This window comes from Pedobacter roseus (assembly GCF_014395225.1).
GTDB lineage: Bacteria > Bacteroidota > Bacteroidia > Sphingobacteriales > Sphingobacteriaceae > Pedobacter > Pedobacter roseus.
This window is the reverse complement of sequence record NZ_CP060723.1, coordinates 3,170,713-3,185,561: the sequence shown is the minus strand read 5'-3', so window position 1 is coordinate 3,185,561 and position 14,849 is coordinate 3,170,713. Positions and strand designations below refer to the sequence as shown.

Genomic DNA, 14,849 nt, shown 5'->3' with positions numbered 1-14,849 from the left:
TAATTTGTCATTAGTTTTTTCCGAATCGCTTGATCGATTGGTCTAAAAATTCCGTTTTTTACTTAATAATCACAATTTAAAGATTCTGGTAAAGATCCTTCGACTACGCTCAGGATGACATAACTCGAAGGTTAATTGACTATAGACTTAAGACTCTAGACTTCGGACTAGCAACCTCCATCTTCCATAATCCCTCTTACATCTTCCATTTTTACTTATCTTTGCCCTATGGCTAAAATACTTCAAATAGAAACGGCTACAGCAATTTGTTCTGTGGCATTATCTGTTAACGGCGAAACAATTTCATTTAAAGAAGAGCAAGGACAAAATTTGCATGCGGCAAATTTAACCCTGTTTATAGATGAGGTAATTAAAACTGCTGGATTAAATTATTCAGAATTGGATGCCATCGCCGTAAGTAAAGGCCCGGGATCTTATACGGGGCTTCGGATCGGTGTTTCTACCGCCAAAGGGCTCTGTTATGCCTTGGATAAACCTTTAATCGCCATTGAAACATTAGAAATGATGGCTGCTGGTTTCTTGTCTGAAAATCCTGATTATACAGGCTTAATCTGTCCGATGATTGACGCCCGTAGGATGGAGGTTTATACTACAGTTTTTGATCCTTTATTAAATGTATTATTGCCAACTGAAGCTAAAATTATCGACGAAACGAGTTTTAACGACTTCCTTACGCAACAAAGCATTACCTTTTTGGGCGATGGAGCTGCCAAATGCGCCGAAGTTTTAACTCATCCTAATGCAAGGTTCGATGCCGCTAATTTTAATTCTGCCTCATACATGTCGAAATTAGCCAGTCAAGCCTTCGATAAAGGTAATTTTGAAGATGTAGCTTACTTTGAGCCTTTTTACCTGAAAGATTTTGTAGTTACACAATCAAAAAAACAACAGGTACAGGGTTAAGCTTATTTTCTTTTAAAGATCGAAAACAGACTTTTAAAGAAACTTCCACCATCACTACTATCGTTTATACCTGGTATCACATCGGCAAATTGTGGATGGTTAACCACGTTGCCAAATTTAATGCCTACACCCATATAAAAAGAAGCACCATTAGGTCCGCTGCCTACACCAGCATCGTTTTTAATTGTTCCGAGGGCTTGGAAACTGGTTGCAACTAGATTGTCAGTACCTAAAAACAGTTCGAAATTGGGCGTTTGGTATTTACCCTGCAAGCCAACCATAAAAACACCGTTTAAATTATACAAAGGAGTTACACTTCCTGAAAAATCGTTGACAATAAAGGTATTTACAAAAGCAACATCTCCACCTTTATAAAACAGGTTTTTCGAAACGGCCAATGCTGGTTTGTAAAAACCATAGCGTTTAGACATATAAACATCCAGTTTAGCGTTGGTAGGGGCCAAAAACTTCTTAGGTTGCTCTGCCAGTAAAAAAATATCCTTTATTTCCTGATTGGTATTCGATTGGTTGTTTTCCAGGTTTTCAATCAGTTTCGATCGATTTATTGTAGTACGTTGCGTATTGCTGCGCCACCAGATAAAACCTAAATCTTTAACATTAGCCATTAAAAATAAACCTTTTTTCGTGGTATAATTTGTTCCAAAACCTAATGATAACCCCGGGTTTTTAAAATTGGGGAAGAAGTTTTTCTTATCTACCTCATTAAAATCAGTGAAGTTGGCCGAATAAGTTCCATCCAAACCAATCAGCATGGATGATGCTTCCGGATCGATATAGAGATAGGAATTGGAAATATCGAGTTTATTATACAGAATTCCGCTTAATAAACTGGCTTTTAAACCAAAAGCTAGTCTTTTGTTCCAGTTTTCGCGGTAGGTAAAGCTGAACTGGTGGTAGCTTTGTTCGTATCCTTTGGTATCGAATATACCTGTATATTGCTTATTTGGTGTGAAACGTTCAAAAGAATCAAAAATAGCCAAAGTTTCGTTGGTATAGTCTACATGGGCATCAGACCTGATCTGCCACGAAAAGCCCATTTCTTTTTGATATTTATATGATTTGAAAAGACGGAAAGTAGCCACATAAATATTACTGTTTTCGAAGAAATGGTTAATTTCTCCAGTTCCAATAGGTAAACCTGCGGTATTGTACTGGCCCTCTTGCGTTAATCTCCGAACAATATATTTAGAACTGCCCTTATTAATCGCATTCACGCCAAAATATGGAAGCAAGAAATTTGAAGAAAATTTTCGCGACGAATCTAGTGTGAAAGATTTTTGAGAAGGGTTTTCGAAAGCGTCAAACATGGTTCTCGTCCCGAATAGTGCATATTGTTGTGCATTTGCAACCCCGAAGCTGGTCAATGCCAGTAACGCAAGTAAAAGTTTCTTCATGTAAATAGTTTTATCTGGGATGATTTCTTATTAACGGTTACTTAACGAATCTGGTATTTCTGGTTTTAAATATTTGTTTAAAAGCAAGTTAGTAATGAACTTGTTCCGGTCTGCACTCATCTGGTAATAAAAAGTATCAAAACTTTTTAAACCGCTATCGGCCCTTAAATGTTTATAAAACCCCAACTGGATATTGTTTCTGAAAATATCAGCTGAGTTTTTGGTATTGATGTAATAACTCACATTCGAAGTGGTCGAAATCTGGTTAACTGCATCTAAATATTGTGGCGTTTGGATCAAAAGCCTGTTGTTTTTATAATCACTTAAAAACGACTGTAAGGTACTGGCGTTATTGGCCACAATTAAATTGTTATCTACAATAGTATAATATGGTCTTCCGAACTTTTTAAAGGGCTCTCCAAAATAACTGTATAAAATATCTGCTGATTTAAAAAGTTTGATCTCTTCGTTATAATCAGCACTCACATCAAGCAACAGCTGTTTTACCTTTTCGCCATTTGATAAGGAGATTGCCCCTAATTTTTCGGTAGTGCTTAACTGGAAAAGTATAAATTGGTTCTTCGTATAAACCGGGAATATATAATTCAGGTCTATTCTATATTCATCCTTTACCTTTTTGATAACTGTACTGCTTTTTTCATTTAATTTCGCCTGTTCTTGCCAGTTATTTAGCTTTTTTAGCCATTGTTTATAATCTTCATAAGCATATAGGACATAATTTGCAGTATTATCAGGCAGGATATTCTGTATCGAAGTATTTTGTGGTACTGTATTTTCGAACAGTTTAAGGTAGTTTTGCTGATCTTTTAACTCCGTATTTCCACTGAAAAGGATTTTTTCCTTACTAAAATTGTAATTGAGTACCGCAAAACTGTTCTGTTTATTGAAAATTGCAATTTCTCCGTTAATATTTCCGGCAATAATATTCTTTAATAATAAAGGAGCCTGGTTAAAGTTGATGTAAACATGTGCCAGCACATTTTTAATCTGGCGGTTATTCTCCTTAATATACTCGGTAAATGGATTTTCGGTTAAACGTACATTGGCGTTGTTAATTAACTTTAATGAGGTAGAAACGGTTAACACCTGTCCATGAACCCCCAGATAAACCGACAAGCTATCATTTAACTTAACCGTATAAAGTTCTTTTGAATTTTCGCTGATTGCCTTTTTGGTTTTTAGCTGTTCGTAAAATTTTTTAATGTCGTTATCCGGTTGGATCTGTAAGGTAATCAGGAAATTTAAAGTCTTATTCGAGTCGGGGAGTATGCTAATGTACACCTGTTGATCTTTCAGGTATTTGTTAAGACCATTATCATCGATAACGCCGGTTTTTAACAATCTCAAAAGGTTCATTTTATCTTTCCCCAAAACCTGCTGGATAAGGTGCTGGCCTTCCATGATATCGTAAAAACCTTTATCATTCTGAAAAGAAAATACCAGGGCGGCATTATTGGTTGCAGATTGTAGTGCCAGGTCTTTCGCGTCATTATCCGTACCCAATTTCGAAAAATAGAGGTAAGCCATAAAGGCTACACCTAAAAATAATGCACTTGTTAGAATTACGATTTTTTTCATCTGCTGTGCAACAAATTTAATTTATTACATTGATTAGTGAGAAGTTCTTTGTCAATTTATTAATTTAGCGATTGCTACTAGCAAATCATTATGAATAAACGAATAATCCTTACTGCTTCTTTTTTTGGTGCTGTTGCTGTTTTACTGGGTGCCTTCGGGGCACATGGCTTAAAAGCTTTAATCGATGCACCATCATTGGAAATCTGGCAAAAAGGTGTTGATTATCAGTTCTATCATACCTTTGCGTTATTATACCTTTCTACTTTTGCCCGCTACCGGAACAAGCTGATTAATATCGCTTATTTCTGTTTTACATTTGGGATTATTCTTTTTTCGGGCTCGCTGTATTTGTTGGCAACGCGGAGTATATCGCACCTGGGTTTTACGGAATTTATTGGTCCGTTAACGCCTATCGGTGGACTTTTATTGGTGTTGGGATGGATTATGCTCTTTTTTGCAGCATTTAAAGATAAATAATGAACAGTTTCGAAAACGATATTTTTGCAGAAAGAGAAACACTTTTTGTTGAAGTTATTTTGCCTTTATCTTTGGCGAAAAACTATACTTATCGTGTACCTTTTGATTTAAATGACCAAATTGCCGTCGGTAAACGTGTGGTAGTTCAGTTTGGCAAGCACCGCATTTATACAGCTTTGATCAGTGGTATTAGCACCGTTCCGCCAACCGTGTACGAGGCAAAATACATTATCGATGTTGTGGATAATGAGCCTGTAATTACGCCAACCCAGCTTAAATTCTGGACCTGGATGACCAATTATTACATGTGCAATGAAGGGGATGTGATGGCGGCCGCACTGCCGGCAAGTTTAAAACTGGCGAGCGAAACCATTTTGATCCTCCGTGAGGACTATAATGAGGATACTGAACTTACTGATAAAGAGGAAATCATTGTTAATGCATTAAAACAACAAGAAAAACTGACAGTTAACGATGTTTCTAAACTACTCGGGCAGAAAACCGTTTATCCGATTATCAATCATTTATTGGATAAAGAGTTGATTCTGGTGGCCGAAGAGGTGGTGCAGAAGTATAAACCATTACTTAAATCGTTTGTTATATTGAACGATTTTTACAGCGACCAGGAAAATTTAAAGCAACTGTTCAATGTACTCGATAAAGCGCCGAAACAACTGGATGCCTTACTGGGATATCTTAAACTGCAAAAATCTAACCTGCCGATTTCTAAAGAACAGCTTTTGGCCGAAAGCAACTGTGGACCAGCCGCATTAAAAGCCTTAACCGATAAGGATATTTTTGTGGTAATGAAGAGGCCCGTAAGTCGTTTGGCTGCCCATGATGAAGAATTTAGTGTAAATTTCCAATTAAATGAAGGTCAGCAGAAAGCTTTAAGTCAGATTAATGAGTATTTTGAAGAAAAAGAGGTGGTTTTGCTGCACGGGGTTACCGCATCAGGAAAAACACAGGTTTATATTAAACTGATTGAAAAAATTATCCAGAATACAGATGGACAGGTATTATTCCTGCTTCCTGAAATTGCCTTGACCACACAGATTGTAGAACGGATTAAACGTTATTTCGGTAATTCGATAGGGGTGTACCATTCTAAATTCAACAATAGTGAAAGGGTAGAAATCTGGAATAAGGTAAGAACAGGAGCATATAAAGTAATCCTAGGCGCACGTTCAGCTGTTTTTCTTCCGTTTCAGCATTTAAAATTAATCGTGGTTGACGAAGAGCATGAACCCTCATATAAACAATATGATCCGGCTCCACGTTATCAGGCCAGAGATGCAGCCATTTATTTAGGATACCTGCATCAGGCAAAAGTGGTTTTGGGTTCGGCTACACCATCTTTAGAAAGTTATTACAATGCCTTACAGGGCAAGTACGGACTGGTAGAGATGAAAGAACGTTTTGGTGGAGTTCAATTGCCAAACCAACAGGTAGTGAGCATTTCGGAAGAAACGAAGAAAAAAACAATGAGTTCGTATTTTTCGAGCGTATTGATCAAGGATATCGATCTGGCGCTTTCTAAAAAAGAACAGATTGTGTTGTTTCAGAACAGGAGAGGTTATGCCACCATTCTCATTTGTGCCACCTGTGGTTATACGCCGAAATGTGTAAACTGCGATGTAAGTTTAACCTATCATAAAAGCAGTGGAAAATTACATTGCCACTATTGCGGTTATCAGCAGAGCAGTGTTAATATCTGTCCGGCATGCGGTTCTGTGCATGTGGAGCAAAAAGGATTTGGTACCGAACGTATTGAAGAAGAACTCAGATTACTTTATCCAGAAGTGACCATTGCCCGTTTAGATATGGACAGTACGCGAACCAAAAATGGACTGCAGCAGATTTTAAACGACTTTCAGGAAAAGAAAACAGATATATTAATCGGTACACAAATGGTGGCCAAAGGACTGGATTTCGATAACCTGAACCTGATTGGTGTAATTAATGCCGATACTTTGCTTGGTTATCCTGATTTCCGTGCTTACGAGCGTAGTTTCCAGTTATTGGCGCAGGTTGCAGGCAGGGCAGGTAGAAGGGCCGACCAGGGAAATGTTTGCATCCAGACATACGATGCCGAAAACCGGATCATCAAACAGGTGGTGAACAACGATTATGAAGGCATGTACAACGATGAGATTGCGGAACGGGAGAAATTCTTGTATCCACCTTTTTCGAGAATGATATTTTTGTACATCAAACATAAAGATTCTCATGTTTTAGATCATGCTGCTTTTACATTAGCCAATATCCTTAAAGCAAAATTTGGTAAAAGGGTTTTAGGTCCCGAGCAGCCACTGATAAGCCGTGTGAGAAATCTTTACATCAAACAGATCATCATCAAAGCAGACAAACATACTGCCATTCAAAAAGTTAAAGATGCGTTAAGAGAAACCCTGACCGAATTTAATGCAACCAAAGAATTTAAAGGGGTTTTTACTCAAATAGATGTCGATCCGTATTAAGGAATGATTCAATGAATGAATTAGAATATGATTGAATGATTCAATGAATGAATTCGAGAATGTTAGACCAATCATATAAAACTCAATCATTCAATCATTCAAAACTCAATCATTCAATTATTCTATCATTCAATCCTTCTTTAAATGTGGAAAATGTATCATTCTCTAATTCAGGTGATCATTCACTAATTCAATCATTCTCTCATTTTACCCTTGTATCACCGTTTAAGAAACGCTAATTTTGAAGCTCATGGCGTATAAATTTGTTGATAATTACCGAGAACGTGGTGCGAGAAAAAATCTGGTAGAGCTGTTAAGATCTCGTGGGATTGAAGATGAAAATGTGTTAAAAGCCATTGGTAAAGTTCCACGGCATTTCTTTTTTGACGAAACTTTCTGGAATCAATCTTACAAGGATATTGCCTTTCCGATAGGTGATGGTCAAACCATATCACAGCCTTATACCGTTGCTTACCAGAGTGAACTGCTGCACATTAAAAAAGGAGATAAAGTACTCGAAATAGGAACCGGTTCGGGGTATCAAACCTGCATTTTAATGGAACTTGGTGCTACGGTTTTTACGATAGAAAGACAAGAAAATATTTATAACAGAACCATTCAGATTTTGCCTGGAATGGGCTATAGGCCAACTTTTTATTGTGGCGATGGTTCAAAGGGAATTGCTCAGCATGCACCTTACGATAAAATTATTGTAACCGCAGGCGCACCCTTGGTACCCGAAATTTTACTGAAACAGTTAAAAATAGGTGGTATTCTGGTTATACCGGTAGGCGATGAAAAAACCCAGAAAATGGTTACAGTGATCCGCGTAAGTGAAACGGACTACGAAAAAATTGTGTTGGATACGTTTAGGTTTGTGCCTTTAGTGGGCGATCAAGCGTGGTGAGGTTAGTTGGGAGTTTGGAGATTGGAGTTTTGAGGTGAATTCCAACTTAATGTTAAGTACCTCCCAACTCTAAACCCCCAACTCCAAACTAAATTATCTTTTCATCGCTCTATCCAGCTCACGTTTCGTATCCCTATCCTTAATGCTGTCGCGTTTGTCGAATTCTTTTTTACCCTGTGCTAAAGCGATTTCCATTTTGGCGAAACCTCTTTCGTTAATAAAAATGCGTAAAGGGACTATTGTATAACCTTTTTCTTCGCCTTTAAGCTTTAATTTCCTGATTTCTTTTTTCTGTAGCAGTAATGCACGGTCACGCTTAATATCGTGGTGATAAAAAGAACTGTGACTATATTCCGAAACATGGAGATTGCGAACATACAGGTTGCCACCAATAAACATGCAGAATGCATCTGTCATGTTGGCTTTACCTTGTCTGATAGCTTTAATTTCAGTTCCTAAAAGGGCAATGCCGGCTACGTATTTATCTAAAAGATTGTAGTCGAAATAAGCTCTTTTATTCTTTATGTTGATGTCGTTTTTCAAAATTTAATAAAGTATATGGTATTGTAATATCCAACAATTATTTAATAAAATAAGTGCGGGGTTGCAAATATCCTAAAAATTGGTGTGAAAATTTAATTTTTAATTGTAAGGATTAAAGAAGTCAAGTTTGAATATGCAAATTACCATTAAAACTTGACTTCTTTGGTTTAACGGATACGATTTGGAAATGTTTGAGCTATCACTTTTGGCCTAATCAGTCCCGCTTTTTGCTGCAACAAAAGCAGAAAAAGCTTTTGGTTTCCGCGTCATCCGATAGCTATCGGATCGGGTTTATTTAACACGGGCTGGTGCAAGAAAACCTTTCATTCGCCTACCAAACCTGTGTTCAATAAACCCGACAGTAGCGAGCATCCCGATTTTTCATCGGGATAAAGCGAATGGCGGGACTACAGTAGCTATGAAAAACTGACATTCGTTTTCAAATTATGATACTTGTAAAAGAGAGAAGTCAGGTTTAGACAGGCGATATGTCCATTAAAACTTGACTTCTCTTACATTAAAAATGTTCATCAGTTTGTAAAAGCTAAGGATATATTATTATGTTCGTATTTATTCAATTAAGTTTGGAGATAAAATATCTAAAATGAAATTCAGAAACCTACTTTTAATCTTATTATTATCCCTTACTTTCCAGGTAAGAGCACAGCAGCCAACTTTGCTGCCACAATTTACTTTTTACCGCCTGGATGGAAAAGCTTTTTCTAATACTGATATTAAACAAGGCAAAAAGAATCTTTTTATATTATTCGATTGTACCTGCGAGCACTGCCAGCGCGAAAGTAAAATCCTGAATACCAATTATGCCAAGTTTAAGGATGTAAATATTTACATGATTACTATGGATGAAGGTTATATCATTCCGCAGTTTTTTAATTCTTATGCCAAAGGTTTAAATGCAAAACCTAATGTGCTTGTATTACAAGATAAAAAACGAATATTTATTCCAACCTTTTTACCAAAACAATACCCAGCCATGTACTTATATTCGCCAGCAGGTAAATTATTAATGTACCAATCAGGCGATGGCGGCATTAACAAGCTGATGACGGTGGTGAATAAATAATAACTATTTTCTTTACTACAGGTAAACACAGATTCGTATATAGCTGTGTTCATCCTTTTTATCTGTGGTTAGTGATAATTTAGCTCTCGGTATGGCGTGAGCCAGGGAAGTAGCTAAATAGACTTACCTGATAATCAATACAGGAATATTCACCTTGTGCCTCACCGAATCAACTGTGGTACCAAAAATAAGGTCTTTTAAGCCTTTATGTCCATGTGCACCCATTACCAACAGCTCCATTTCATTCCGGTTACTAATATCGGCTATGGCTTTCCCGGTGTTCCCGAAACCGATAAACGGGGTAGAATCGTAACCTAAATCTTCCAGATTGATGCGGTATTTCTCCAGGTTTTCGGCATCGCTCATCGTTTCATGGTCCATTACATCATTGCCATGGTAACGTGCAGCAGCGGTTTCTACTACGTGGATAAGATAATAATGTGCATCCTTACCACCTTGAATCAGAGCATGTCGGATAGTGTTTTTATCATTCTTAGAAAAATCAACCGCAATACCGATCCTTTTGTAACTGATTTTATCAATTTTGCCTATATCCAAAGCATTTCCATGGGGTACAAGTTGTCGTGAGGCATTCTTTTTCTTTTCCAATAAAGGATGGAAGAAAACGTACAGTAATAATAAAACGATTAAGATTAAAGCTGGTACTACAATCACATAAATCCACCAGTTATTGGCTTCTTTTGCCCAACCGCTTATTTCTTCAATAACCAGTTTTACATTGAGTGCAATAATGGCGATGGCGCTTGCCCAGGCTAAAACCTTTACCCATGGTTTGATCGCAAAATCTTTCATCAGTTTTTTGTCTGAGGTAAAGTGGATCAAAGGAATTATGGCAAAGCCCAACTGCAAGCTTAAAACTACCTGACTCAACACTAATAATCCTCCAAGGGCATCATCGCCATAATGCAGAATGGTAAAAAATGCAGGGATAATGGCCAATAAACGGGTAATTAAACGGCGCAACCAGGGCTGGATCCTTAAATTAATGTGCCCTTCCATAATAATCTGTCCGGCTAAAGTTCCGGTAACCGTAGAACTTTGTCCGGCTGCAATTAATGCGATGGCAAATAGGGTTGGGGCCACACTTCCAAAAATATTCGAAAGTAACTTATGGGCATCCTGTATTTCGGCCACTTCGTGCAAACCATTTTTATAGAAAGCTGCTGCAGCAAGAATTAATATGGCTGCATTAACAAAAAAGGCCAGATTTAGTGCTACCGTGGTATCAATCAGGTTAAATTTTAAAGCTTCTTTAATCCCTTTATTGCTCCGTTCAATTTTTCTGGTCTGTACCAAAGAAGAATGAAGGTAAAGGTTATGCGGCATCACAGTTGCACCAATAATCCCGATAGCAATATAGAGCGCATCACCATTTAAGATAGAAGGTTCAAATCCCCTGGCTATTTCTTTAATGGATGGTTCTACAATAAACATTTCGACCAAAAAGGATATTCCTACAATAAAAACCATCGAAACGATAAAACCTTCCATGGCCCTCATGCCTTTATTTAATAGAAAAAGCAGTAAAATGGTATCGAAAATGGTAATGGAGATGCCCCAGATTAACGGTAAACCAAATAACAGCTGTAAGCCGATGGCCATTCCAATGATTTCTGCCAGATCGCAGGCAATAATAGCGGTTTGTGCCAATCCAAACAATGGAATATTCGCCCAGCGGGGATAAGCCTGTTTTGAAGCCTGGGCCAAATCCAATCCCCTTACAATACCTAAACGAGCGCTTAAAGACTGTAAAAGCAATGCAATAAGGTTCGACATGAGTAAAACCCATATCAGTTGGTAACCGAATTTACTACCACCAGCCAGATCGGTTGCCCAGTTGCCCGGATCCATATAACCCACACTGATTAAATAGGCCGGACCAATAAAGGCCAAAATTCTTTTCCAGCCTTTTCTTTTATCTGTATTTACGCTTTGATGTACTTCACTTAGGGATTCAGTTTTTGCCATTACTGCTGATTAAAATATGTTTTGCAACTTCTCTACTAATATTAACTTGTTTTTCGGATAACAGGATCTCAACTGAACCGTCGAAATCGGTAACATCACTAACCTGGATTTGTTTGCCCAGGGTAAGCCCTAATTTTTCTAAATGTTTTAAAAAAGCAGAACTGTGCTGACTCACGCCGGTAATGGTGCCCGAATCTCCTACTTTTAATTCGATGAGTTTAATAAACTGGGTTTTGGCAAATCTTCCGTTTTTATCCGGGATCGGGTCGCCATGGGGATCTGCTTTTGGGAAACCCAGAAATTCGTCTAACCTTTCAATCAGTTCAACCGATTTGATATGTTCTAACTCCTCTGCAACATCATGAACCTCGTCCCACTTAAAGTTTAATTTATCTACCAAAAAAACTTCCCAAAGGCGGTGTTTGCGTACAATATCAATCGCCGTATTTTTTCCAATCTCTGTTAAGGTTACCCCCTGGTATTTTATATAATCAACCAAACCTTTATCAGCTAACTTCTTAATCATGTCGGTTACAGATGCTGGTTTTGTTTGCATCTGCTCTGCAATGGCATTGGTTTGAACGTTAGTTGTTTTCTCTGCCAAATGATAAATCGTCTTTAGATAGTTCTCTTCGGTATAACTTTGCATTTATGTTTATCTAATTTAATTTTTAGGTAAATCTAAAAATTTTTATTTAAAATATATATGATAAATTATGTTAAAATTTAGAATATAATTTGGTTATGTTTGTATTCTCAAATACCTTTAACACCGTATGGCATCTGAATTAGATAAAATTGATTTTAAAATTTTAAGGATTCTTCAAGAGAATGGAAGAATTACCAATTTACTTTTATCACAAGAAATTGGTTTATCACCAGCACCAACTTTAGAGCGTGTACGCAAGCTCGAAATGGCCGGGTATATTAAAAGCTATCATGCCCTGGTGGATGAAGAAAAACTGGGTTTGGGCATCAAAACTTTTATCCAGATTCAACTCGATTTTCATAAAAATAATACCATTCAGATCTTTTTGGATGAAGTAAATCAGATCAAGGAAATTACCGAATGCCACCACGTTACCGGACAGGCCGATTTTCTATTAAAGGTTTACGTGAAAGACATCAAGGCGTATGAGCGTTTAATTATGGATAAAATCAGTAAGATTTCTGTGGTGAAAACATTCCAGACGATGATGATCATGTCTACCACCAAGAAAGAACCAATTGTACCTTTAGAATACTAGCTTTCATACGACTGCAGGAATTAAACGAACTAAGGTGTCCTAAGGTGACTAAGGTGGTTATATGTCTTATCACCTGAGTAGAACTTGATAACCTAGGTTGAGTATGCATACTTTTATTGTTTTTTTACCACCTAAGTCAACTGAGATCATCTAAGTTGGGCGTTCATATCTTTATGTTTAATTGTTAATGTCGTACATAAATTCATTAACAAAGCTCTTTTTTCCATTATGAACTATATTGGTTGAATTGAAATTAATCAACAAGCCTTTGGGTATTTTAAGTAGTTTCATATAAGTCAAAATCTGTGCTTCATGAATGGGTAATATATTCTCAACTGCTTTTAATTCCAATACTAAGCAGTTTTCAATTACCAAATCAACCTTAAGTGCTGTATCTAATAAAACATCTTTGTAAGAAAGTATAATAGGGTGTTCGGCAGTAAAATTTATACCCTGCAATTGTAATTCCCACATTAAGCATTTTTGATACACGCTTTCAAGGAGGCCAGGACCGAGAATTTTGTTTACTTCAATACAAGCACCTGTAACCTTGTATTCCAACTGGTCGAGAAATGTTTTGTTCATCATAAAATCCATCAATTAGTTGATAATGTTTCTGGGATGATTTAAACAATTCGTTGATTGAGTCTGTTGATCGAATTATAAAAGCAATTTATTAATAATTCCTGAAATTTCTACTGCATTTTGATAAACCATGAAGTGGGTTCCGTTTTCGATTACGAAATCAGGTGTTGCTTTTTTCGAATAGAGAATTTTATCATTCGTGCCATGGATATGAAAAATTCGTTCTGGTTTAATCTTATTCTGCCAGCTTAATATGCTTCCAATTGCCCATTTCAAAAAAAACGGGTCTGTATCCTTAATAATTTTGCTCAGTAATGTTTTTTCGCTTCCAGATCGTGTACCGAAATAATAATTTTGGGTGAGTTTGTTCGATGATTTTAAAAGCTTTGCCGGAATAATATTCAACAGGCCTAAACTTCCTGCGAAACGGTAAAGTGCGGGTAGATGAATGCTTAACATGGTACTAGAAATGATAATAGTCGTGGTGGGTTTTAAAACCTTTGCTATTTCTACAGCGATCATCCCTCCAAAAGAAACCCCTACCAAAGCAAAAGGTTGAGCTTTGTCGATAACTTTGCTCAACCTTTCTGCATAAGCTGCAAGTGATTCATTTTTAACCGGACTAATCCAATCTAGATGGATAATATTGATTTTTTCATCCAGCTTAAGCTTTGAAAAAATCCTTTTGTCGGCACCTAAACCACTGATAAAATAAGTATTCACTAGGCTGGTAAATTCCAGTCGATTGGTGGTAAATTGTTCTGTACCAGAAGCTGATTTGCCTTAGAAAAATGTTTCGATCCAAAAAAGCCATTGTAAGCCGAAAATGGCGATGGGTGGGCAGCTGTAAGTACATAATGTTTCTTTTGATCTATTAATGCTGCCTTTTGCTGTGCATATTTACCCCATAACAAGAAAACAATATGTTCGCGTTTTTGAGATAATGCCTTAATAATTTCATCGGTAAAAATTTCCCATCCGCGGTTTTGGTGCGATCCGGCCTCCGAAGCACGAACTGTTAGCGTTGCATTCAATAACAATACACCTTGCTCTGCCCAATGGGTTAAATGTCCGTGGTTTGGTGTTTTAAAACCTTCAATATCGGTTTCCAGTTCTTTATAAATATTTTTTAACGAAGGTGGAACGGTTATACCACGTTGTACCGAAAATGATAATCCATGTGCCTGACCTGTGCCATGATAAGGATCCTGACCTAATATCACCACCTTCACCTGATCAAAGGGAGTAGTATTTAATGCATTGAAAATATCAGCTCCCTTAGGATAAACCGTTGCACCATTGTTTTTCTCTTCCTGTAAAAAAGACTTCAGGTTTTTCATGTAGTCTTTTTCAAACTCTTCTTCTAAAACGGCTAACCAACCTGGTTCTAATGCTGCAGACATAATATTGATGTAAGATGTATAATGTAAAATGGATTTGGAGAAATGTCTTGTAAATAAATTTTTAGTCAGTGGTTTGATAGATCATGGTCAATGGTCAGGGTGGCTAAGCATAAGGCAATTGGTTACAGCCTATGAAAGACTTAGGCTATCAGCCATGATCCATTAGATTATTAACCATGAACCATAATCCCTCTCA

The 14,849-nt window shown here is 37.1% G+C and carries 14 protein-coding genes; 6 read left to right on the top strand and 8 right to left on the bottom strand.

Annotated elements, in window-relative coordinates; all coding sequences use genetic code 11:
• Window positions 1-228 precede the first annotated feature (228 nt).
• On the top strand, window positions 229-924 hold the full coding sequence (gene tsaB / locus H9L23_RS13170; protein WP_187590853.1) for a tRNA (adenosine(37)-N6)-threonylcarbamoyltransferase complex dimerization subunit type 1 TsaB: 696 nt from the start codon (window positions 229-231) through the stop codon (window positions 922-924).
• A 2-nt stretch (window positions 925-926) separates the two neighbouring features.
• Here tsaB and H9L23_RS13165 read toward each other — a convergent pair whose 3' ends face one another.
• Together H9L23_RS13165 and H9L23_RS13160 are read right to left on the bottom strand one after the other, a co-directional pair.
• A complete protein-coding gene (locus H9L23_RS13165; RefSeq protein ID WP_187590852.1) occupies window positions 927-2,339 on the bottom strand; it encodes a DUF5723 family protein in 1,413 nt (470 codons plus the stop codon).
• 30 nt (window positions 2,340-2,369) lie between these two features.
• Window positions 2,370-3,938: a hypothetical protein gene (locus H9L23_RS13160; RefSeq protein WP_187590851.1), complete on the bottom strand. Its 1,569-nt coding sequence runs from the start codon at window positions 3,936-3,938 to the stop codon at window positions 2,370-2,372.
• A gap of 90 nt (window positions 3,939-4,028) precedes the next feature.
• Between H9L23_RS13160 and H9L23_RS13155 the strand changes: the two genes are divergently transcribed.
• From H9L23_RS13155 to H9L23_RS13145, 3 genes are all read left to right on the top strand, one after another.
• Window positions 4,029-4,415 (top strand): DUF423 domain-containing protein, encoded by a 387-nt coding sequence (locus H9L23_RS13155; protein ID WP_187590850.1) that lies wholly within the window; start codon window positions 4,029-4,031, stop codon window positions 4,413-4,415.
• Window positions 4,415-6,895, top strand: coding sequence for a replication restart helicase PriA (gene priA / locus H9L23_RS13150; protein WP_187590849.1), 2,481 nt, complete (start codon window positions 4,415-4,417; stop codon window positions 6,893-6,895). Before H9L23_RS13155 ends, priA begins: the two co-directional genes overlap by 1 nt.
• A gap of 250 nt (window positions 6,896-7,145) precedes the next feature.
• Window positions 7,146-7,802, top strand: coding sequence for a protein-L-isoaspartate(D-aspartate) O-methyltransferase (locus H9L23_RS13145; protein ID WP_187590848.1), 657 nt, complete (start codon window positions 7,146-7,148; stop codon window positions 7,800-7,802).
• A gap of 93 nt (window positions 7,803-7,895) precedes the next feature.
• On the opposite strand, the gene smpB is transcribed toward H9L23_RS13145, so the two are convergent.
• On the bottom strand, window positions 7,896-8,345 hold the full coding sequence (gene smpB, locus H9L23_RS13140) for an SsrA-binding protein (protein WP_055905348.1): 450 nt from the start codon (window positions 8,343-8,345) through the stop codon (window positions 7,896-7,898).
• Window positions 8,346-8,949: 604 nt separating this feature from the next.
• Between smpB and H9L23_RS13135 the strand changes: the two genes are divergently transcribed.
• On the top strand, window positions 8,950-9,429 hold the full coding sequence (locus H9L23_RS13135; RefSeq protein WP_187590847.1) for a TlpA family protein disulfide reductase: 480 nt from the start codon (window positions 8,950-8,952) through the stop codon (window positions 9,427-9,429).
• A gap of 123 nt (window positions 9,430-9,552) precedes the next feature.
• Here H9L23_RS13135 and H9L23_RS13130 read toward each other — a convergent pair whose 3' ends face one another.
• Together H9L23_RS13130 and H9L23_RS13125 are read right to left on the bottom strand one after the other, a co-directional pair.
• On the bottom strand, window positions 9,553-11,418 hold the full coding sequence (locus tag H9L23_RS13130) for an Nramp family divalent metal transporter (protein WP_025142639.1): 1,866 nt from the start codon (window positions 11,416-11,418) through the stop codon (window positions 9,553-9,555).
• Window positions 11,405-12,067: a metal-dependent transcriptional regulator gene (locus H9L23_RS13125; RefSeq protein WP_187590846.1), complete on the bottom strand. Its 663-nt coding sequence runs from the start codon at window positions 12,065-12,067 to the stop codon at window positions 11,405-11,407. The genes H9L23_RS13130 and H9L23_RS13125 overlap by 14 nt, the downstream gene beginning before the upstream one ends.
• Window positions 12,068-12,194: 127 nt before the next feature.
• Here H9L23_RS13125 and H9L23_RS13120 point away from each other — a divergent pair, with 127 nt between their 5' ends.
• Window positions 12,195-12,665 carry an Lrp/AsnC family transcriptional regulator gene (locus H9L23_RS13120; RefSeq protein ID WP_025142637.1) on the top strand — a complete coding sequence of 157 codons (471 nt, stop codon included), beginning with the start codon at window positions 12,195-12,197 and terminating at the stop codon, window positions 12,663-12,665.
• A 177-nt stretch (window positions 12,666-12,842) separates the two neighbouring features.
• Here the strand turns inward: H9L23_RS13120 and H9L23_RS13115 are convergent, their stop codons facing one another.
• From H9L23_RS13115 to ung, 3 genes are all read right to left on the bottom strand, one after another.
• Window positions 12,843-13,253, bottom strand: coding sequence for a GxxExxY protein (locus H9L23_RS13115; protein WP_187590845.1), 411 nt, complete (start codon window positions 13,251-13,253; stop codon window positions 12,843-12,845).
• A 72-nt stretch (window positions 13,254-13,325) separates the two neighbouring features.
• Window positions 13,326-13,973: an alpha/beta fold hydrolase gene (locus H9L23_RS13110; protein ID WP_187590844.1), complete on the bottom strand. Its 648-nt coding sequence runs from the start codon at window positions 13,971-13,973 to the stop codon at window positions 13,326-13,328.
• A complete protein-coding gene (gene ung, locus H9L23_RS13105; RefSeq protein ID WP_187590843.1) occupies window positions 13,973-14,653 on the bottom strand; it encodes a uracil-DNA glycosylase in 681 nt (226 codons plus the stop codon). Before ung ends, H9L23_RS13110 begins: the two co-directional genes overlap by 1 nt.
• Between the last annotated feature and the right edge of the window lie 196 nt (window positions 14,654-14,849).